Genomic DNA, 20,629 nt, shown 5'->3' with positions numbered 1-20,629 from the left:
GGCAGATTCGGGCGATGTAAAGCTATGCATTGCCGGGATGCCAGGTACCGGGCGGACAATGATTTACAGTCAGTACACATTTGTACAGAAAAGAAGGTAAGTAAAATGACAAAGATTGATATTATTTCCGGTTTCCTGGGTGCAGGAAAGACTACGTTTATTAAACAGCTTTTAAAAGAAGCAATTTCAGGCGAGAAAGTCGTTCTGATTGAAAATGAATTTGGACAGATCGGCATTGACGGCGGTTTTTTAAAAGACGCTGGCATCGAGATCCGTGAGATGAACTCCGGCTGTATCTGCTGCTCTCTGGTCGGCGATTTTGGACGTTCCCTCGAGGAAGTTCTGACCAAATATCAGCCGGATCGTGTTATCATCGAGCCGTCAGGCGTCGGCAAGCTGTCTGATGTTATGAATGCAGTAAAAAATGTGGCTTCTGAGATTGAGGTTATGTTAAACAGTGCGGTTACCGTGGTAGATGTCAACAAATGCCGTATGTATATGAAGAACTTCGGTGAGTTTTTCAACAACCAGATCGAAAATGCAGGCACGATCGTGTTAAGCCGTACCGATGTAGCGGATCCGAAAAAGGTACAGGGCGCGGTTGAGATGCTTCGCCAGCACAATGCAAAGGCAACCATCGTGACCACTCCATGCAGCGAGCTGACCGGCGCACAGCTTCTTGAGATGATCGAGCAGGAAGATGATATGGCAGAGGAGCTGATGAAAGAGGCAAGAGAGCATATGCATGAGCATCATCACCATCATGATCATGACGATGACTGCGATTGCGGCTGCCATGACCACGATCATGAGCATCACCACCATGACGATGACTGCGACTGTGGCTGCCATGATCATGATCACGAGCATCATCACCATGACGATGACTGCGATTGTGGCTGTCATGATCACGATCATGAGCACCATCATCATGACCATGATGACGAGTGTGGCTGTGGCTGCCATGACCACCACCACGATCACGAAGGACACCATCATGCAGATGATGTATTTACAAGCTGGGGCTTGGAGAATGTCGGCGTGATGAAGAAAGAAGATCTGCAGAAGATTCTGGATGATCTGGCTTATGGTGATAAATACGGCGAGGTTCTGCGTGCGAAAGGCATGGTTCCGAGTGAAGAAAAGGGCGTATGGCTGCATTTTGATATGGTTCCGGAGCAGGCTGAGATCCGTGAGGGAGCACCGGATTTTACCGGAAAGGTGTGCGTGATCGGTGCCGAGCTGGACGAAGAGGGTCTGAAGGCAGCGTTCAACGCGTAAATACAAGGAGAATGAACTATGAATGAAGATAAGATGCCGTTGTTTCTCATCAATGGTTTTCTGGAAGCTGGAAAAACCCAGTTTATTAAATTTACAATGCAGCAGGATTATTTCCAGACCGAAGGAAAAACACTTCTGATTGTCTGCGAAGAGGGCGAGGAAGAGTATGATGAGGAGCTTTTAAAGCAGACTCATACAGCGGTTGTCTATATAGAGGAAGCGGAAAAGCTGACGCCGGAATACCTACAGGATCTGGAGCTTCTTTACAATCCGGAGCGAGTTCTGATGGAGTGGAACGGTATGTGGAATCTGGATGTCCTGAAACTTCCGAACGATTGGGATCTGTATCAGCAGATCACGATCATCGATGGTTCCACATTTGATTTATACCTGCAGAACATGAAACCATTGATTGGTGCCATGGTCCGCAACACGGAAATGATTATCATGAACCGTTGCGACGAGATCGAGGATCTGGATGTATACCGCCGTACTTTAAAGGGCATGAACCCGCAGGTTCAGATCGTATTTGAGGACGCAGAGGGCGAAATTGAGGAAGTGACCGAAGCGGATCTTCCATTTGATGTCAATGCCGAAGTGATCGAGATTCCGCCGGAGGCATATGGTATCTGGTATATTGATGCGATGGATAAACCGGACCGTTACCGTGGAAAGACCGTTGAATTTACCGGCATGGTACTGAAAACCCCGGATTTCCCGAAGAACAACTTTGTTCCTGGACGTATGGCGATGACCTGCTGCGAGGCAGATATGACGTTCTTAGGTTTCATGTGCAAGGCAAAAAATGCCCGTCTGCTTGAGACGAAAGACTGGGTCAAAGTACGTGCCCGCGTAGAATATGAGTATATGCCGGAGTATGAGGGCGAAGGTCCGATGCTTTATGCAGATTACGTGGAAAAGGCAGAGCCGATTGAGGAGATTGTGCAGTTCTAAGATTTGCAACGGAAAGCTGTGCTTGAATGAAAAGGTGTGCCCCGGAGTGTGGAAGACTCCGGGGTTTTTAAAAAAGAAAGAGAAATCGAACAAATGCTCGATTTCTCTTTCTTTTATTTAAAATTGGATTACAGATTTATCTTACTCCGTCATCTTCGGCACCGGAGTAGGTCTTGACCGGTCAAATACCTCGTTGACATCAAACAGGTCACTCAAATGGTCGCCGCCGACTCCACTTTCCGGAAGGTCATAATACATCCGGTAGCCGTCGAGGTTCCGGCGCCCCTGTCGCATATAATCGTCGCCGATCTGGACGAAATACTGGGAGGAATCTACGTTACAGAAGTAACGGAATCCCTTGTTGTACAGGTACTGGAAGCGCTCGCTGCTTGTATCATACGGATGCCAGTCCCCAATATCGCTTCCAAACGGGAAGAGGATGATATCACACGGACCGGTCAGCGTTTCGACTTCATTTGCCCATTTATCGGTATCTTCACGGAATTTATCCATTGGGATCGTACCCATGTTGCGGTGTCCCCAGCTGTGGGAGGCAATTTCAAAACCGTCGTCGCGCAGGCACTGGACGGCTTTTGCTGCGTTGGCGCGTTCTTCCTCAAAGTTGAAATCCGGGTGTTCCGCTTTGTACTCGTCAGTATTGTAGGCGGAATCGGTGCGGTAGCCCAGGATGCCATTGTAACCGGTAAAAGCAATGCACGCTTTTGCGCCGCGGTAGGAGAAATCCGGATGCTCTTTGATGAAATCATCCAGTAACGGCACCAGATCATAGGAACCGACGGAAACAGAACCGTCGTCCATCTTCATCTCGTTCGTTGGCTTGCCATCCTCGCCGATAATCATACGGGAGGCAAAGCCGTCGCCATCCATGTATTCGTAGTAGCAGACATCATCCTGTGACATGACGAACGGCTTCTTACCTTCCGGAAGCATGATATCGCCCTCCTGGAAATGCTTGGAACCGTCCTCTGCGGTCACCTCATATGCTACATCGTGCAGACGTACCAGAACGAAACCGCGCTCATACATCGACTGGAGAATCTTCATAAATTCATCCTTGGTCGTCATGACCTGATTATAACCCTTTTCGCGGCTGTCGCCGTCAAATGCTTTCGAGGTATCCATAATCAGTGTATGGAAGAATACATGCGTTACCTTGCGCGGATCAGCGCGCACCAGTGTTTCTTTGGTGGCGTTGTATTCGTCGATCGCTGCCGTCACGGACTCGTCAGATGCGTATGTACTGCTGGACAGGAGATTGATTGCCCCGTCATAGTCATAACCGTCTGCCAGAAGCTTTGCCTGAGCGATGACACCCTCGAGGCTGTCATCAGCAGGTGCAGATGCATTATCAAGGGAAATTACTCCATTTTCAGAATCCGTTTCGGTTGCCGCTGGAACCGAAGATACATGTGCTGCCGGAGAGCGGCGCACCCAGAGGAACGCGGCAATTCCAAGCAGTACAATCAGAATGCCGATTAAAATTAAATACGGAAGTTTGGAGGAACCGCCGTGCCGTCGCCTAGAACGTCCGCCACGTGCAGAAAATCCAACGTTTCCAAGGGAGGAATTTCTTCTCATCATAGTTTTCACCTTTTGTTTATTCATATTTATCTGTCGTTTTTTGCGTCAGATAGTAATAACAGGCCGAGAAAGTTTGCCACCGACTCGACACAGCAAGGAAGAGGGCGGAAAACGTTTTTATAAGCCTGTCTGTGTTCTTATAGTATACCATAAAAAGGAAAGGTGGTCTATGACAGTTTCTTACAATTCTCTTTGGCATAGGGACGGGCGGATATGCCATATCTTGAGAAGAGAGTATGTGCAGACGGAGGAAGATATGAATGAAAAATGTATCATGCAGGGAGGCGTGGTATTTGAAATGGAAGCGTGTGGAAAAATGGTGTTGGTTTGTGAAAAAGAAGCTGCTTCGGGAAAATGAATGTATGTGTTGGGACGAAGGGAGCAGAGACAGGAGAAGAGAGTATTTAAACAGAAATGCTTGGAGAGGGCTGGCAGCGATTGGTGTAGCGGTTGTGCTTACGATGGGAGAATGTGTGTCAGGCATACAGCTTGGAATTGGTAAATTGGGGGGAAGTGGTATGCTCACATCTTACGCGGAGGAACTGTGGATTCCCGTTTCAGTAACCGCAGAGACAGCGCAGGCAGCAGAAAATGCCGCTGAGCTTCCCGTCCAGGCACCGGAGGCGATCCTTATGGAGGCCTCCACCGGAACTATTTTGTACGAAAAAAATGCGGACGAGGCGCGAAATCCAGCCAGCGTGACGAAGATTATGACGCTGCTTCTGATTTTTGATGCGTTACATTCGGGAAAAATTCATTTGCAAGATGAGGTCACGACCAGCGCGCATGCGAAATCCATGGGGGGATCCCAGGTGTTTTTGGAAGAAGGGGAGGTACAGACGGTCGAAACGCTGATCAAGTGCATCGTCATTGCATCGGGAAATGATGCCAGTGTGGCAATGGCAGAGTATATCGGCGGCAGTGAGGAGACATTTGTTGCGATGATGAACGAGCGGGCGAAAGGGCTTGGAATGGAGACAGCAAAGTTTGAGGATTGCTGCGGTTTGACGGCGTCTACGACGCACGCGATGTCGGCGCGCGACATTGCCCTCATGTCGCGGGAATTGATCACGAAGTATCCGGAAATTTTTCAGTATTCAACGATCTGGATGGAAAATATAACGCACCGGACCAAGCAGGGAGAGAAGGAATTTGGACTTTCCAATACGAATAAGCTGCTGAAAATGGTGACAAATTTTGAGGTGACGGGACTGAAAACAGGTTCTACATCGCTGGCAAAATATTGTCTGTCCGCAACCGGGCGGAAAGAAGGCGTTGATCTGATTGCCGTCATTCTGGCAGCACCGGATTATAAGGCGCGGTTTGCGGATGCGGTCACATTATTAAATTATGGGTTTGCAAATTGTCATCTTTACAAAGATGACAATCCGGGAGCTGTGCCGGAAACGACGGTGGCAGGCGGCATCCAGGAACAGGTTGCAGGGCGTCTGCGGGGAACCTTTTCTTACCTTTCGATGGGAGGAGAGAATCTGGATGGAATCGAAAAAGAGTGGATGATGGAAGAATCCTGCAAAGCGCCGGTTCGGGAAGGTGATGTGATCGGACATCTGGTCTACCGGCTGGATGGACGGGAATTGGGAAGTGTGGAGATAGAAGCGGCAGAAACGGTGGAGAAAGCGGGACTATGGGACTATTTTAAGAAGGTAATGGGAGTGTTTGCGGCATAAAAATAAAGAGCTGTCATGTTTGAATAGTGATACATGACAGCTTTTTTGTGTAATAGGAAATTCCTTGGAATTTCCTATTACACAAAAAGGCACTAACGTGCCAATGATGCGCACTCGCGCGAAGATGTAGGTTGTCGCAAGCGACCGCGCGAGACGCCCGGATGTGCCAAGGCACATTCTTTTTTGCTAGTTATTCATTCTGCAATCCAGCCGCTTTTTCAGAATACGTGGTCGTTACCAGTTTTTCATAAGGAATCCGTTCCTTGAGTTCACCTGCTTCTTCCAGAATATTTTCCAGAAGCTCAAAGCTGTCCCTGTGGAAAATGGTATCATTTTTCCAGGTGTCCTGCGCTTTGTAGCGTTCAACAATGTGGGCGATTGCCGCGCGGTCTGTTTCCGGAAACTGAGGTTGGATTGTCTCGGCGATTTCATCCGCACTGTGGGAGTTGACGTAAGCTAAGCCCTTCTGGATGGCATTCGTGAACGACTGGATAATTTCCGGATGCCTATTTAGATAGCTCTGCTTTGCACAGTAGGCGGTGTAGGGGACATAACCGGAATCGACGCCGAGCGAGGCAACAACGGTGCCATTTCCTTCGGTTTCAAGGGTGGTGGCGAAGGGCTCGAACTCGACCGTGTAATCCGCATCATTACTCGTAAACGCCGCCGCTGTCAGCCCGAAATTGATACTCTGATCGATGGTCAGGTCATTTTTTGGATCGATGCCATTTTTCTTTAAAATATACTCAAAGACCATTTCCGGCATTCCACCCGCACGCCCGCCAAGCACCTTTTTGCCTTTCAGATCCTGCCAGGAAAAGTCTGGTTCGGCGCTTCGTCCAACGAGGAAGTTTCCGGCACGCTGGGTCAGCTGGGCAAAATTGACGGCATAATCGGCGGAACCTTCCTGGTAGACATAGATACTTGCCTCTGAGCCCATAAATCCGATATCGGCGTCCCCGGAGATGAGCGCGGTCATAACCTTGTCGGCACCGGCACCGTTTACGAGTGTCAGAGCGATGCCCTCATCCTTAAAATAGCCCAGCTCGATGGCGGCGTACTGCGGCGCATAAAAAATCGAGTGGGCTACCTCATTGAGTGTGACCGGTTCAAGCGCCCCGCCCGTCTCCTTCGCCTGTCCACACCCGGTCAGGGTAGTAAGCAGGGTGAGCACAGCCAGGGCAGCTGCAAATTTATTTCGTTTCATGGTTGCCTCCTGCGGTTCGTTCATACTATTAAGATATGGGGAATACAGGAAGGTGTGAGTGGTCTGCTGACTTTTCTTTCCGTCTCCGGAGAAGTCCAATACAAAGCCCGACAAGCGACGGCAGAATCCATCCGAGGTTCAAATCAAACAGCGGAAGCGTCTGTCTGGCAACTGCGATGACGGGTTCCAGATGCAGAGCAGACTGCATTTCGTCCGGCAGAGCTGCTAAAAAGTCAAAGATGGAAGCTGCCCAGGTACAGATGGTAACGCAGACATAGACTTTTTTGTCATGCTGGAATGCATTTCCAACCAGCGCCAGGAGAATCAGCGTGATGGCTGGCGGATAAATCAGCATCAAAACAGGAACCGAGTAAGTGATGATAGCGGACAGCCCCACATTTGATACAATGAGTGAAAAAAGGGTAAAAACGACCGCCCATGCACGGTAGGAAAGGGCATGGGGAAACAGTTTCACAAAGGTTTCCGCACAGCTCGTTACAAGCCCGATGGAGGTCTTGAGGCAGGCGAAGGTGATCGCGATGGCGAGGATCCAGGTTCCCATCCGTCCAAGGTAGTAGTTTGCAATCTGGGAGAGGGCAATGCCGCCGTTTTCTGAAAGTTCGAACTGTCCCAGTGACTGTACCCCAATCAGGATAGTAAGCAGATAGATAAATGCCATCAGAAGCCCGGCCAGCATACCGGAATGGAGAACTTCTTTTGCAATGGCTGAATCTTCCTGCACGCCCATCTGGCGGATAACCGAAACGACCACGATCCCGAATGCGAGCCCGGCAATCGCATCCATGGTTTCATAGCCCTGGGAGAGCGCGGAAAAGAAAGCTCCATTCTGATAAGAGGCGTCGGGAACTGCCCCTGAAACCGCGATGCTCGGATGAAGCAGGGCAGTCACAATCAGAACACCTAGAAACAGAAGAAACAGCGGATTGATGATTTTTCCGATCCAGAGCGTGATGCTGCCTGGACGAATGGAAAATACAAACACCAGCGCAAAGAAGATCAGCGAAAACAAAAACAGCATAGTCTGTTCGGAAAGCTGTGTTCCTAAAAGAGGTCTGACTCCGGCGGTAAAGGAGGTCGTAGCGCACCGCGGAATAGCGAAAAACGGTCCGATTGTCAGGTAGAGCAGACAGGTAAAGAAATAGCTATATCTGCGTCCGACGCGGCGGGACAGATCCTGAAGTCCCTCCGAATGGGTGTTTCCGATTGCGGCAACGCCCAGGATCGGAATGCCGACGGCAGTCAGAATAAACCCAATCGTTGCCGGGAGAAACTGGCGTCCGGCAAGCTGACCGAGGTGCACCGGAAAAATCAGATTTCCGGCGCCGAAGAACATGCCGAATAATGTTCCGGCAACTAAAAGCCGCTGCTTATGGGAAAGACAGGTCTGCGTCATAGATGCTCACTCCTTTTACATGAAAATTGAAAGTTACTGTTCACGCATACGTGTCCAGTAACGGAATTTGCCGTGGCTTCACATTTAAATACGGCAAATTCCTGCTGCCACCACGTTTTCTTACGGCACTTTCGGTTCCAAAAGTGCCTACCCGTGAACAATAACAATTGAAAACTCTTTTCTAATCATCATTATAAAGCCTTCCTTGTGGTTTGTGAAAATCTAGTTTATAATAGAAATATGACAAAATGTAATATTCTAAAAGGAGGTGCGGCATGGATGCCAAAAAACTGGAAATATTGATGACGGCGGTAGATCTTGGAAGTTTTTCGAAAGCATCCGAGGTAGTTGGCTACACGCAGTCGGGGCTGACCCATCTGGTGGACAGCCTGGAGCGGGAGATTGGATTTCCGTTGATCCGCCGCAGTTACAGCGGCATCGCGCTGACGGAGGCGGGAGAAAACCTGTTGCCGGATATCCGCCAGTTTTTGCAGGCAAATGCCACCCTGGAAAATAAAATTCAGGCGGTGCGGGAACAGCAGGAGGAGTCGATCCGTGTGGCGGCATATGCGAGCATCGCGATGTACTGGATGCCGGAGATTTTATACCGGTTCCGCCGCCTCTGCCCGAAGGTGGACGTTGATCTCCGCATGGTCGATCATGCGCTGGAACCATTTGAATTATTACAGAGCGGAAAGACGGATGTCATTTTTGCGAGCAGACAGAAAGAACCGAAATGCGAGTGGATTCCGCTGTATCATGAACTTTTGTATGCAATTCTGCCAAAGCAGTATCCCTTAAATGGGCGCAAAGAATTTCCGCTGCGTGAATTTGAAGGAAAAGATTTCCTGATGCCGTACGGGCGGTTTGACATCGATGTACACGCCGCATTTGCAAAAGAGGGAGTCAGGGCAAAGGAGCAGTCTGTCTATGTGGATGATGAGACGGTGATCCGCATGGTGGGAAAAGGGCTGGGCATTTCAATGATGTCTGAACTGATGATCCGCGGAAATACTGAAGATGTCTACTGCGTTCCGGTTTCCCCGACCTGCATCCGGGAAATAGGAATGGGTATGAAGCCGGGGGCGGAGGAAAGTGAAAGCATTGCGAAGCTGACGAAATGTGTGATGCAGTTTGTGAGTACGTTAAATAAAGGAAGAAACGTCTCTTTGAAATAACCGGAATCAAAGTCCAAACAGTCCCAGCCTTGCCATTTTCCCGGTATAGAGTATATAATTATTAAGAAGAAACGACTGAGACTGCCGGCTTTTCGTTTTTTGGAAGAGCTGGTAGTTAGGTGTTTTCAGATATTGAAATATTCAGGAAAATCAGAAACATAAATACAGATAAATATATGGAAGGAATACACCGTGAGTATAAATAAAAACCTTTTTGACGCTCTCCCAATCGGCTTTTTCAACTGCCTGGCAAGCGGCAGCAGCAACCGCATTTATTCGGACTGTCTTCTGCTCATTTATCATGAGTATGACCGGGAGATCACCTACCGCATTGCCCGCAGCCGCATCCGGGATGCGCTTGCCATCTATCTTCTGGAGAATCACATTGATTATTTGGACGATGAGATGACAACCGACCGGAATTACAACCAGCTTGCCAATTCCGTGATCCGCAAATTCTGCTCGAAAGAGGTCGGATGGCTGGAGGAGGACACGGACGATGCGACGTATGAGAAGCATATCATGATGACGGAGCAGGGCGTCTTTCTGGCAGAATTTCTCCAGAAGATGATGAAGCCGGAGTGGGAAGAATTTTCAAGTTATATTTTCAATATTTATAATATTTTGCAGAATCCCGACCAGTGGGAACCGGATATCTATGTCAATGCGCTGCGCTCGGTCTACCGCAACGCGAAACAGCTCTCCGGTGCGCTCAAGCGCCTGGCGACCTTTATCAAAAAAATCATCGAGCGGATGGTGCGCGAGGAAAGCCTGGAAAGTCTGACCGAGAACGTCCTCGAATACTGTGAGGGCGATTTTATCCGCGAGTACGCGCGTCTGACAAAACAGCAGAATATTCATATGTACCGTTCCTTTATCCGGTCAAAGCTGGAAGCGATGCAGAACCGGCAGGAGCTGTTTGAGGGCCTGGTGGCGGGATGCGCGAAGGAAGAAGAACTGGAACACATTGAGGCGGAGAATAAGGTGCTGGATATGATCCAGACGATTCTGCAGTTTTTCTCAGTCGATTACGACCAGATCATGCGGGATATCAAGCATAAAATTAATATCTATTTACAGATTGCGATTGGACGCGCGAGATTTCTTCAAAACCGGGACAGCGATGTGCGCGGGCATGTCGAGCAGACGATCCGCGTGATTGCGGCGGAGATGAACACACTCGGTTGGAAGGAAGAACTGCCGGAGTCGATGAACGGGTTGTTTTTGCTGGAAAATAATGAGTTTATCGATACCGACTCGATCCGCTATCCGCGACGGGAGCAGATGATCCGCGAGGCAACCTATGCAAAGCTGGAAGAAATGACACAGGAGGACATCGATCGTGCGAGGGAGGCACAGGAGAGGGAGGCAGAGAACCCGTATTCGAAGGATAAGATGAAGAATTATCTGGAGGCGCTTTTAGGAGATCGGACGGAGATATCCAGCGAGGAGGTTCCGATGAAGAGCAAGCGGGATCTTTTAAGCGCGCTCTCGGCGGTTGCCTATGGTTCGGAAAATGGGTATGAGATACAGGCGGAGGATGGTTATCTGGAAACGCAGCAGATGCTTCTGCGGCGCTTTAAAATCGAACGCCGGAAGGAGAAATAAAACATGGGATTTGAAGAAATATGGAATGAATATACATCCTCTGAGAAGGACATGTTCCAGAAAAGTGTCAGGCGTCTTCTGAAGCAGACCTTTATCGTGCGCGACCGTGACGAGGACAGCAAAAAAGCGTACTATTTTGTCTCCAAGCGTTCGGAACCATTTTCAGCGTACCTGGGATATATCGGATATGATATTGTAATTGACCGGGAAAATGGCGTGATTATGCTGCAGAACTGCCGGGATCTCGGCGAGAATGGAAAACTGCAGATCAACCATGTGACACTCAAAAAGATGGAGAGTGTGGTTTTATGCTGCCTCTGGACTCTCTATGCGGACCGGGTGCGTTCTGGAAATCTTTCGAAAAATATTGAGATTTCGGTGACCGATCTGCGCTATGAGATGGAAAAATACGGCATTCGGGATCAGATTGACAAGAGCAGTTTTGCATCGATTCTGACGCTGTTTACTAAATATCAGCTTCTGCAGGTGATTGGAAAGCTCGGCGAGGAGGACTGCCGGATCTGTCTTTATCCGTCGATGCAGTTTGTGCTGGAACCACAGGAGTTTGGCAAATTTGTGGAAAATGTCAACCGGCGGATGCAGGAAAAGTGGAGCCGTGAGGACGAATGGGAAACGGAGCTGACAAAAGAGGAGGAAGACGGCGATGAAGAATCAGACGATCATGAATAGGAAATCGGCGAAAAAACTTTTGATGGTCCAGTGGTCGCGTTTCCAGAATGTCTGTATCGAGCTGGAAGGTTCGACCCTGGTGACCGGTGTCAACGGAAGCGGAAAATCGACGGTGCTTGATGCGATGACCTATCTCCTGACGGGCAACACGCAGTTTAACAAGGCGGCGAAGGACCGAGACCGGACGGTGCTTGGTTATGTGCGCGGCGACACGCGCAGTAATGGCGAGGCGCGTTATTTGAGAAATGGCAGCGTTGTCAGCTATATTGCGATGGAATTTTCCGATCCGACGCTGGGGCAGCCGCTCACGGTCGGAGTATGCATTGAGTCTCCAAGTGAGTCTGGCAAGCCGGTCAGCAGCTGGTTTATCTGTCCAGGGGCGGCGATTGACGATATCGATTTTACACGGATTGAGGGAAATGCACTCCGCATTACGCCGAAAAATGAGCTGACAGTGAATGGCGAGGCGATGAAGCTTTCCTCTTTTATGGGACGGGACCGCGGCACGGAGGCGGTACTCCGGGCACTGGGACTCCGCGTGGACGCAGTTAAATACCGGACAAAGCTTCTGAAAATGATGGCATTTAACCCGGAAAATAATATCGACCAGTTTATTCAGGACTGTGTCCTGGAACCGGGAAAAGTCCAGTCGCTGGAGGAACTGCGCGAGCAGAAGCGCCAGTTTGAGCGCCTGCGGGAACTCTATGAGAGTCTCAGACAGGGCAAAATCCAGCTCGAAGAGGTGCTTCGCCAGAGTGACGAATACGAGAAGAAAAAGCGGGTACTCCGCATCCGGGAGCTGATGCTTTCGTACCAGGCGCTCCGGGAGAAGGAAGAGGAAGAAAAGCAGACGAAAAACCGTTATCAGGCTTTAAAAGACCAGTACGGGCGCCTGACCGAGCGGGCGGGAGAGCTCGCAAGACAGCAGGAAGCTGCACAGGAACGCCTGCGAATTGCAGAAAATAACGATATGGTCAAGGGAATGCAGGAAAGCCTGGATTCCCTGAAACGGCAGATCGAGGAAGCGGATCGTGAGAAAAAGAACTGGGAGGACAAGCTGGCGCAGATTTTGAAATTGAAGAAGAAGATAAGCGCGCTTATCAAGCTTCTGGAAGCAGATCTTCCGTCCTTATCCTCGGAAAACACCTATCTGGAGACACTGGAACAGGCGGATGGGGAGACGGCGAAGAAGCGGGAGGCGTTTGACGCATTCCGCGAGAAGGTGCACCGTCAGGACGGCATCTATGAGGAAAATAAGATCCACCTGCAGGATCAGTGTAAAGAGCGCGAAAAAGAGATAGGGGCGCTGCAGGAGAAGATCCGCCGTCTGGAATCGAATATCCTTGTGTTCCCGGCGGAGGTGGAAAATGCCCGGAATAAGATTCAGAGAGGGTTAGAAAAACAGGGTATCCAGACCGAGGTCCACATTTTTGCCGAATTGGTCCAGGAGGTGACCGCTCCGGAGTGGAGAAAGGCGGTTGAGACATTTCTGGGAAGAAAGCGTTTCTATATCATCGTGGACGGCGCGCACTGCCATAAGGCGATGCAGATTTTACAGAAAGAGCGGATCTATGATGGAAATGTCGTGATCACGGATAAGCTTCCGGAAACAGAGGCGGTGGAAGGTTCCGCGGCGGAGATTCTGCGGATTCCGAACGTCTATGCGAGACGTTACGCCAATTATCTGTTAAACGGCATTCATCTCTGTGAAAATCTGGAAGAGCTGCATGAATACCCGAAGGGCGGACTCATGCGGGATGGCATGCTGGCGAAGAGCTATGCGGTTGCGATGATGGATATGAGACGGACCGAGCTGTGTCTCGGCGCAGACGCGATCCGCTGCCAGCTGGAACAGTCCAGAAAAGAACTGGAAGAATTACAGGTGGTTCAGCGGGCCGATAAAGAGGCACTTTCACAGGTTATCAAATACCGTGATGCGATCAAGGAGATCGACTGGGACGGCGGACACTACGATTTTGGCGCGGCATATGGGCTGAAGGACTGCAAAAAGCGCAGGGACAGCCTGGTAAAGGACCGCGAGGAGATCGAGGCAAATCCGGACTTTACCGCAGTCCTGAAAGAACTGGAGACGGCGGGACGGCTGGCACGCGAGGCAAATGAGAGTGTGAACCAGAACCAGAGTGAGCTCGGCGGCTGTAAGAATGATTTAAAGGGCTGCGAAGGAACACTGGGCCGTATCAGCACGGAGATCTATTTATGCCAGAAGGCATATGAGGAAAAATGCCTTGTCAACATGGAACTCAAAGAGGCGATGCTGGAGGAATATAACCGCGAAAGCGAGAAGCGCGGCACGATCCGCGTGACGACACAGCTTTCCATCGACAAGAGCAAAAATATGCTGGCAGAGCGGGAGCGCCAGCTGGAGGACGCACAGCTGGCGTATTGCCGCCTGGCGGGAATCGACGTCGGAAAGCGCGGCATCGGTTACATCCCGTGGTACCGGGAAGAATACCGGAACCTGGCGCACGTCAAGGTGGAGGAAGCCCAGCAGAAGCTGCAGGAGCAGGCAGGACGACTGGAGAGCGCGTTTATGAACGATTTCGTGGCGGAGATTGACGAGAATGTCCGCGAGGCAAAACGTGAGATGGACGCGATCAACCGCGAACTGCGCCATATGCCGTTTGGCAACGATACCTACAAGTTTGTGATGAAAGAAAAGCCAGACCGCGCTCTCTTCTTCCGCATCTGCAGGCGTCTGGAAAAATATATGAGTTCCCCGCAGGTCTATATGAATTCGGCGCGCGACGACGAGGAGATGGAGAATGATATTCAGGAGTTTATGAGTATCATTCTGGCGGAAGAAGATGAGTGGGAATACACGGATTACAGGAGATATTTCTCTTACGATATGGAGATCAGCAGCCGTCAGGGACAGACTGAGATCACGGCAGAGTTATCAAAAAAACAGGGTTCCGCCAGCAACGGCGAAAAGCAGACCCCATATTTCATCATTCTGGCGGCGAGTCTTTTGCAGTGCTACCCGGCAAACACCTGCTGCGCCCGTCTGGCATTCATCGACGAGGCATTCTCGGCATTGTCGAGAGAGCGGATCGAGCAGATGGTCCGTTATTTCGAAGAAAATCACTTCCAGGTATTCTATGCAGCCCCGCCGGAGAAGATCAACAGTATCGGTCAGTTCATCGATTCAACCGTCAGCCTGATCGTGACAGGACGGTATACGAATGCGGTAGAAGGATTGGTGAAGCAGGCATAGGAAACGAGGAGAAAAAATGGCGGATCGGAAAGAGTGGAAAGAACAGCTTTTAAGTAAATTGCTGGATCAATACGAAAAAAGCGTCACCTACGCCGGTGAAAACAAGGTAAAACAAGTGTTTTCGGTCAAACCATCCGATATTTTCAAGGGCTACAACAAAGATTTTCTCCCGCCGGAACAGCTTTTCCAGGAAAAAGAATTTGAACGACTGATCCGTCAGATGGAATCGGAGGGACTTATTCATGTAGTTCCTCCGAATACGGGTATTCTCCGTCAGATCTGTGCTGTCCCGGAACGCTGGGAAGATTACTATGCCTGCCTGAACCGGACAGAAAAGAATATTCTAAAAAAACGGCTGGAAGAGGTTTATCATCGCTTCTGCCAATGCGATTTATTGGAGGCATATGGAAAAGAAAAGCTTCAGACACTGAAAAACAGCCGTGCGAGAAAGCTGGATGAAAAGAAGGTAGAAAAAGAGATAACCGAGGCAGAAGCTATCTGGAAGCTGGTGCAATTTTTAAAAGAAAATCAGGAAAAGCAGAGAACTACGCTGGAGCGGGAAATGTCAGAGGCAGTTCTGCATGACAGTAAACAGTGGGAAAAGATATATCGGAAAAAGGTGTGTGGGATTTTGGAGCACACAGGACGGTATGATGAACCGCTTGCGGAGCTGGAAGAAGAACGGGAGCGGCAGACGGCGCTTCTGGAGGAATTTTACATTTATTCCAATCCGGCGTATATCTATCTGAAAGGGGATGCGCGGATCTGCCTTGAAGATGGACGCGAACTTCGGATTTATCACGATCTGCCGATGTCGATCCCTTTTGAGACATTCCAGAAGGCAAAAAGCATCCACATCCGGGATGCGGCGCTGATGACGGTGGAAAATCTGACCTCGTTTCATCGGCTGGAGCGGGAACATATATTTTACCTGTTTCTGAGTGGTTACCATACCCGCACGAAACAGGCGCTTTTGCAGCGGATCGCCAGAGAAAATCCGGGACTTTCCTGGTATCATTTTGGAGATCTCGATCCAGACGGTCTGGCGATCGCGGGACATCTGATCCGAAAGACGGGACTGCCGTTTCAGCTGTGCGCGATGGGCGTGCAGGAATTGCAGCAGTTTCAGACATATGCGAAGCCATTGGAAGCACCCGATCGGACGAAGGCGGAAGCGATGATAAAACAGGGCAGCAGCTATGCGGGAATATTGCGGTATATGTTGGAGCACAACTGTAAATTGGAGCAGGAGATTATAAGCTGGCAGGAGACGAGATTGGAGAGCTTTCTGTAAAAAGAATCTTTTCGGTTCAATCCGGATTTTTATATATGATATGATAAAGACAAAGTGAAAGGAATGCAGCGTCTATGGAAAAACAGGAAAAAGCCTACAAAGGCGTCATCGAATATTTCAAGAACCGCATCATGGCGGGCGAGCTGCGTCCGGGGGAGAAGCTTCCTCCGGAGCGGGAGATTGCGCAGATGCTGGAAGTCAGCCGCAATTCCGTCCGGGAAGCGCTGCGGATCATGGATATGACGGGAGTGATTTCCTCCCAGCAGGGCTCGGGGAATTACATCACTTGTGAATTTCAGAAAAGCATTGCGGAGACGATGGGGATGATGTTTGCTATGTCCCAGATTAATTATCAGCAGATCAGCCAGATCCGCTATGCGCTGGAACAGCAGGCGTTTGCCCTGGCGGTTGAACATGCGTCGGAGAGCCAGATGGACGCGCTGGAAGAACTGGTAAAGCGTCTTGACCGGAGCATGGACGAGCAGGAAAACGCCCGGATTGACAAACAGATCCATTTTACACTGGCGCTGGCGTCGGGAAATGTGCTGCTGCTCAATATTTTAGAGGCGTGTTCCGGCGTGATCGATACCTTCATCCGGAATATGCGCGCGGAAATTCTGCGAACAAAAGAGGCGAAAGAAGCACTGAATCTCTGTCACCGGCAGATTGCGGAAGCGCTGCGGAACAAAGATAATGCAGCGGGGAAGGATGCACTGGACCGGCATTTCCGGATGATAGATGAAATTTTGGAAAAACATGAAAAAACACATTCTATGTGAAAAGATAAACAATCGTTGACAACTAGAACGCAGCCCACTATACTAACGAATAAAGAAAATTGGTTCTACCAAAATTCTTTTTCTTTTCAATAAATTGGTAGAACCAATATGCGGATTAAAAATTCTTTACATCCATCATTTAAAGATTTTTACAAAGCATCCATATGAAGGAGGAAACAGAATGAAGATTCTTGTCTGTATCAAACAGGTACCGGAAAGCAATAAAGTAGAAGTCGATCCGGTTACCGGCGTGCTGAAACGAGACGGCGCGGCTTCGAAGATGAACCCATACGATCTGTACGCGCTGGAGACGGCGTTCCGGATCCGGGAAGAAGTGGGCGGAAGTGTTCACGTCATTTCCATGGGACCGCCGCAGGCGCAGCAGGTGATCCGCGAGGCATTTGCGATGGGCGCGGACGGCGGAACGCTTTTATCGGATCGCAAATTTGGCGGTGCGGATGTACTGGCGACCAGCTATACACTTGCGCAGGGCATCAAGAGCTGCGGCGATTTTGACCTGATCCTCTGCGGCAAACAGACAACGGACGGCGACACCGCGCAGGTTGGTCCGGAGATCTCCGAGTGGCTGAATATCCCGAGCGTGGCAGATGTTGTCAAGATCAATCAGATTGATGAGGACGGCATCACCGTCAGCATGGATCTGCCGGAAGAGGTCGAGGTGGCGAAAGTGCAGTTCCCGTGTCTCTTAGCCGTTGACAAGGATATTTTCCAGCCAAGACTTCCTTCGTATGTCCGGAAAATGAACACGAAAGACCGTGAAATCCGGATTCTTTCCTTGGCGGATATGGATGATAAAGACGCGATGCACTATGGACTCAATGGTTCCCCGACGCAGGTTCAGCGCATTTTCCCACCGGCTGTCAATGACAAAAAGGAAATGTGGGACGGAAGCGGCGAAGAGCTGGCGGACCGGCTGTATCAGAAGATCGTGGATATGAAATTCGTGTAGGAGGTGGAATCATGGCTGAGTTAATCATACATCAGGACAAAATCCCGGATAATCAGGAACTTATCAAGCTCTGTCCGTTCGGGGCGATGGAAGAAAAAGACGGAAAGGTGACGATCAGCGCCGCCTGTAAAATGTGCCGTCTCTGCGTGAGAAAAGGTCCGAAGGGCGCGGTTGAATATGTAGAAGACGCGGTAAAACCGAGCGTCGATAAGAGTGCATGGAAGGGCATTGCCGTTTACGTAGATCACGTGGATGGAAAGGTGCATCCGGTTACATTGGAGCTTCTTGGAAAAGCGAGAGAACTTTCCAAGGTAACGGGACATCCGGTTTACGCCCTGTTTATGGGAAATGAAATCGAAGCGGCTGCACACGAACTGCTTCATTATAATGTAGATAAAGTATTCGTCTATGATGCACCGGAACTGGCACGTTTCCAGATCGAGCCGTACACGGCAGTTTTTGAAAACTTCATCCAGACAGTAAAACCATCGTCTATTCTCGTCGGTGCGACCACGGTCGGCAGACAGCTGGCGCCGCGTGTGGCTGCCCGTATGAAGACAGGTCTGACCGCGGATTGTACGATCCTGGAAATGGATGAAAATACTGATTTATCCCAGATCCGACCGGCTTTTGGCGGCAATATCATGGCGCACATCAAGACCCCGAACCACCGTCCGCAGATGGCGACCGTGCGCTATAAGATCATGAACGCACCGGAGCGTGCCGAGAAAGAGAGCGGTGAGATTGTGGTCTGTACAATTGAGAAGGAAAAACTACTTTCCCACGTGAGGGTTCTGGATATCGTAGAAAAGCCGAAGGAAACCTTTATCGAAAATGCTGACGTCCTGGTGGTAGCCGGACGAGGCGTGAAGAAGCCGGAAGATTTGAAAATGCTGGAAAAACTGGCAGATCTGCTGGGAGGTCAGCTTGCCTGCACCCGTCCGATGGTGGAAGCCGGATGGCTGGATGCCAAGTGCCAGATCGGTCTGAGTGGCCGTACGGTCCGCCCAAAACTCATCATCACCTGCGGCGTGTCCGGTGCGGTCCAGTTTACTGCCGGCATGAATCACGCGGAGACGATCGTCGCGATCAATAAAGATCCGAAAGCGCCGATTTTCAAGACGGCACATTACTGCCTGACTGGTGATCTCTATGAGATTCTCCCGAGACTGATTGAGAAGATTGAGATGGGAAGATAAAGATTCACAGGAAGGAGAGCAGGATATCATGGGAAATTACAAGAAAATAGATAAAGATGATATTTTATATATAAAAAACACAATTCAGGATGACGAGCGTGTCCTCGTAGGTGAAAATATCAACGAAGAGTACAGCCACGATGAGCTGAGCGGCACCAGCAGTTATCCGGATGTGGTGGTAAAGGCAAAATCAGCCGAAGAGATCGCGGCGATCATGAAATATGCATACGAAAATACGATTCCGGTGACACCGAGGGGCGCCGGAACGGGTCTGGTTGGTTCTTCGGTTCCGATGGAACATGGCATCATGATCGATACCACCCTGATGAACCAGATTCTCGAATTGGATGAGGAAAACCTGACGGTCACGGTGGAACCGGGCGTCCTTTTGATGGAATTGTCCGCCTATGTAGAAGATCACGATTTCTTCTACCCGCCGGATCCGGGTGAGAAATCAGCGACCATCGGCGGCAACATCAGCACGAATGCGGGCGGTATGCGTGCGGTCAAATACGGTGTGACGAGAGACTATGTCATGGGGCTGGAAGTGGTTCTGCCGGATGGCACGATCACTCAGTTTGGAGGCAAAGTCGTAAAGAATAGTTCAGGCTATGACTTGAAAGATCTGATTATTGGTTCCGAGGGAACTCTTGGCTTTATTACCAAGGCGATCTTAAAGCTTCTGCCGCTTCCGAAGCGTGTCATCAGCCTTCTGATCCCGTTCCCGACCCTGAAACAGGCGATCGACACCGTCCCGGTTATCATCAAATCTAAGACGATCCCGACCGCGATCGAGTTCATGCAGCGGGAAGTTATTGAAGACGCCGAGGAGTATTTAGGAAAAGCGTTCCCGGATAAACAGTCGGATGCGTATCTGCTTTTGAAATTTGATGGTAATTCCACCCAGGAGATCGAAGAAGCGTATGACAAGGTGGCCAAACTCTGCCTGGAACAGGGCGCACTGGACGTGCTGATTTCCGATACCCAGGAGCGTGAGGAATCCATCTGGAAAGCCAGAGGCGCTTTCCTGGAGGCAATCAAGGGATCCACGACTTACATGGATGAGGTCGATATGGTTGTTCCGAGAAGCCGCGTCAATGAGATGGTGACGTATCTGCACGATCTCCACAATGAAATTGATATCCGAATCAAGAGCTTCGGTCATGCGGGCGACGGAAATCTGCACGCCTACATCCTGAAAGACGATTTGAGTGATGAAGAGTGGGAAAAACGGATGTCTGCTGCAATGGAGAAGATCTATCAGAAGGCCCATGAACTCGAAGGTCAGGTGTCCGGCGAGCACGGCATCGGATATGCGAAAAAGCCGTATTTAAGAGAATCCCTGCCGGAGAAGAACCTGGATCTGATGAACGGAATCAAGAAAGTGTTTGATCCGAAGAATATTCTGAATCCGCATAAGGTGGCGCAGAGATAGAAGAAAATAACTGCATTGATATTTTTTTGAGCACCACGCGGTAAGGCTGATTCTAGGAACTGCAGAATATTTTTGGCAGAAAAACAGAATAGAAC

Annotated in this window: 15 protein-coding genes; 12 read left to right on the top strand and 3 right to left on the bottom strand. The window is 49.9% G+C overall.

All coding sequences use genetic code 11. From position 1 onward, the window contains the following. Positions 1-105 precede the first annotated feature (105 nt). Together C7U56_RS03525 and C7U56_RS03520 are read left to right on the top strand one after the other, a co-directional pair. Positions 106-1,281: a CobW family GTP-binding protein gene (locus C7U56_RS03525; RefSeq protein ID WP_107000154.1), complete on the top strand. Its 1,176-nt coding sequence runs from the start codon at positions 106-108 to the stop codon at positions 1,279-1,281. A gap of 18 nt (positions 1,282-1,299) precedes the next feature. After that, positions 1,300-2,235: a TIGR03943 family putative permease subunit gene (locus C7U56_RS03520; protein WP_107000153.1), complete on the top strand. Its 936-nt coding sequence runs from the start codon at positions 1,300-1,302 to the stop codon at positions 2,233-2,235. Between the two features lie 141 nt (positions 2,236-2,376). On the opposite strand, the gene C7U56_RS03515 is transcribed toward C7U56_RS03520, so the two are convergent. Further along, positions 2,377-3,837 carry a polysaccharide deacetylase family protein gene (locus C7U56_RS03515; RefSeq protein ID WP_107000152.1) on the bottom strand — a complete coding sequence of 487 codons (1,461 nt, stop codon included), beginning with the start codon at positions 3,835-3,837 and terminating at the stop codon, positions 2,377-2,379. A gap of 260 nt (positions 3,838-4,097) precedes the next feature. Between C7U56_RS03515 and C7U56_RS03510 the strand changes: the two genes are divergently transcribed. Beyond that, the gene (locus tag C7U56_RS03510) at positions 4,098-5,525 is read left to right on the top strand and encodes a D-alanyl-D-alanine carboxypeptidase family protein (RefSeq protein ID WP_233430168.1); all 1,428 of its coding nucleotides are present in this window, start codon (positions 4,098-4,100) and stop codon (positions 5,523-5,525) included. Positions 5,526-5,715: 190 nt separating this feature from the next. Here the strand turns inward: C7U56_RS03510 and C7U56_RS03505 are convergent, their stop codons facing one another. Beyond that, positions 5,716-6,732, bottom strand: coding sequence for an ABC transporter substrate-binding protein (locus C7U56_RS03505; protein WP_107000151.1), 1,017 nt, complete (start codon positions 6,730-6,732; stop codon positions 5,716-5,718). Positions 6,733-6,760: 28 nt separating this feature from the next. Next, a complete protein-coding gene (gene brnQ / locus C7U56_RS03500) occupies positions 6,761-8,146 on the bottom strand; it encodes a branched-chain amino acid transport system II carrier protein (protein WP_107000150.1) in 1,386 nt (461 codons plus the stop codon). 275 nt (positions 8,147-8,421) lie between these two features. On the opposite strand from brnQ, the gene C7U56_RS03495 reads away from it, so the two are divergent. From C7U56_RS03495 to C7U56_RS03455, 9 genes are all read left to right on the top strand, one after another. Then, positions 8,422-9,324, top strand: coding sequence for a LysR family transcriptional regulator (locus tag C7U56_RS03495; RefSeq protein ID WP_107000149.1), 903 nt, complete (start codon positions 8,422-8,424; stop codon positions 9,322-9,324). Positions 9,325-9,516: 192 nt separating this feature from the next. After that, complete coding sequence (locus C7U56_RS03490; protein ID WP_107000148.1) at positions 9,517-10,932, top strand: Wadjet anti-phage system protein JetA family protein; 1,416 nt, start codon at positions 9,517-9,519, stop codon at positions 10,930-10,932. Positions 10,933-10,935: 3 nt separating this feature from the next. Continuing rightward, a complete protein-coding gene (locus C7U56_RS03485) occupies positions 10,936-11,622 on the top strand; it encodes a DUF4194 domain-containing protein (RefSeq protein ID WP_022359826.1) in 687 nt (228 codons plus the stop codon). Further along, positions 11,597-14,857, top strand: a complete 3,261-nt coding sequence (locus tag C7U56_RS03480; RefSeq protein ID WP_107000147.1) for an ATP-binding protein — start codon at positions 11,597-11,599, stop codon at positions 14,855-14,857. The genes C7U56_RS03485 and C7U56_RS03480 overlap by 26 nt, the downstream gene beginning before the upstream one ends. 16 nt (positions 14,858-14,873) lie before the next feature. After that, positions 14,874-16,151, top strand: coding sequence for a Wadjet anti-phage system protein JetD domain-containing protein (locus C7U56_RS03475; RefSeq protein ID WP_107000146.1), 1,278 nt, complete (start codon positions 14,874-14,876; stop codon positions 16,149-16,151). 74 nt (positions 16,152-16,225) lie between these two features. After that, entirely contained in the window at positions 16,226-16,930 is a 705-nt protein-coding gene (locus C7U56_RS03470; protein WP_107000145.1) for a FadR/GntR family transcriptional regulator, read from the top strand. 181 nt (positions 16,931-17,111) lie between these two features. Then, entirely contained in the window at positions 17,112-17,900 is a 789-nt protein-coding gene (locus tag C7U56_RS03465; RefSeq protein ID WP_022359830.1) for an electron transfer flavoprotein subunit beta/FixA family protein, read from the top strand. A gap of 11 nt (positions 17,901-17,911) precedes the next feature. Further along, positions 17,912-19,099: an electron transfer flavoprotein subunit alpha gene (locus C7U56_RS03460; protein ID WP_107000144.1), complete on the top strand. Its 1,188-nt coding sequence runs from the start codon at positions 17,912-17,914 to the stop codon at positions 19,097-19,099. A 28-nt stretch (positions 19,100-19,127) separates the two neighbouring features. After that, a complete protein-coding gene (locus tag C7U56_RS03455; protein WP_107000143.1) occupies positions 19,128-20,534 on the top strand; it encodes an FAD-binding oxidoreductase in 1,407 nt (468 codons plus the stop codon). Positions 20,535-20,629: the final 95 nt, after the last annotated feature.

This window comes from Clostridium fessum (genome assembly GCF_003024715.1).
In the GTDB taxonomy this organism is placed as follows: domain Bacteria; phylum Bacillota; class Clostridia; order Lachnospirales; family Lachnospiraceae; genus Otoolea; species Otoolea fessa.
This window is presented reverse-complemented; position numbering and strand designations above follow the sequence as displayed.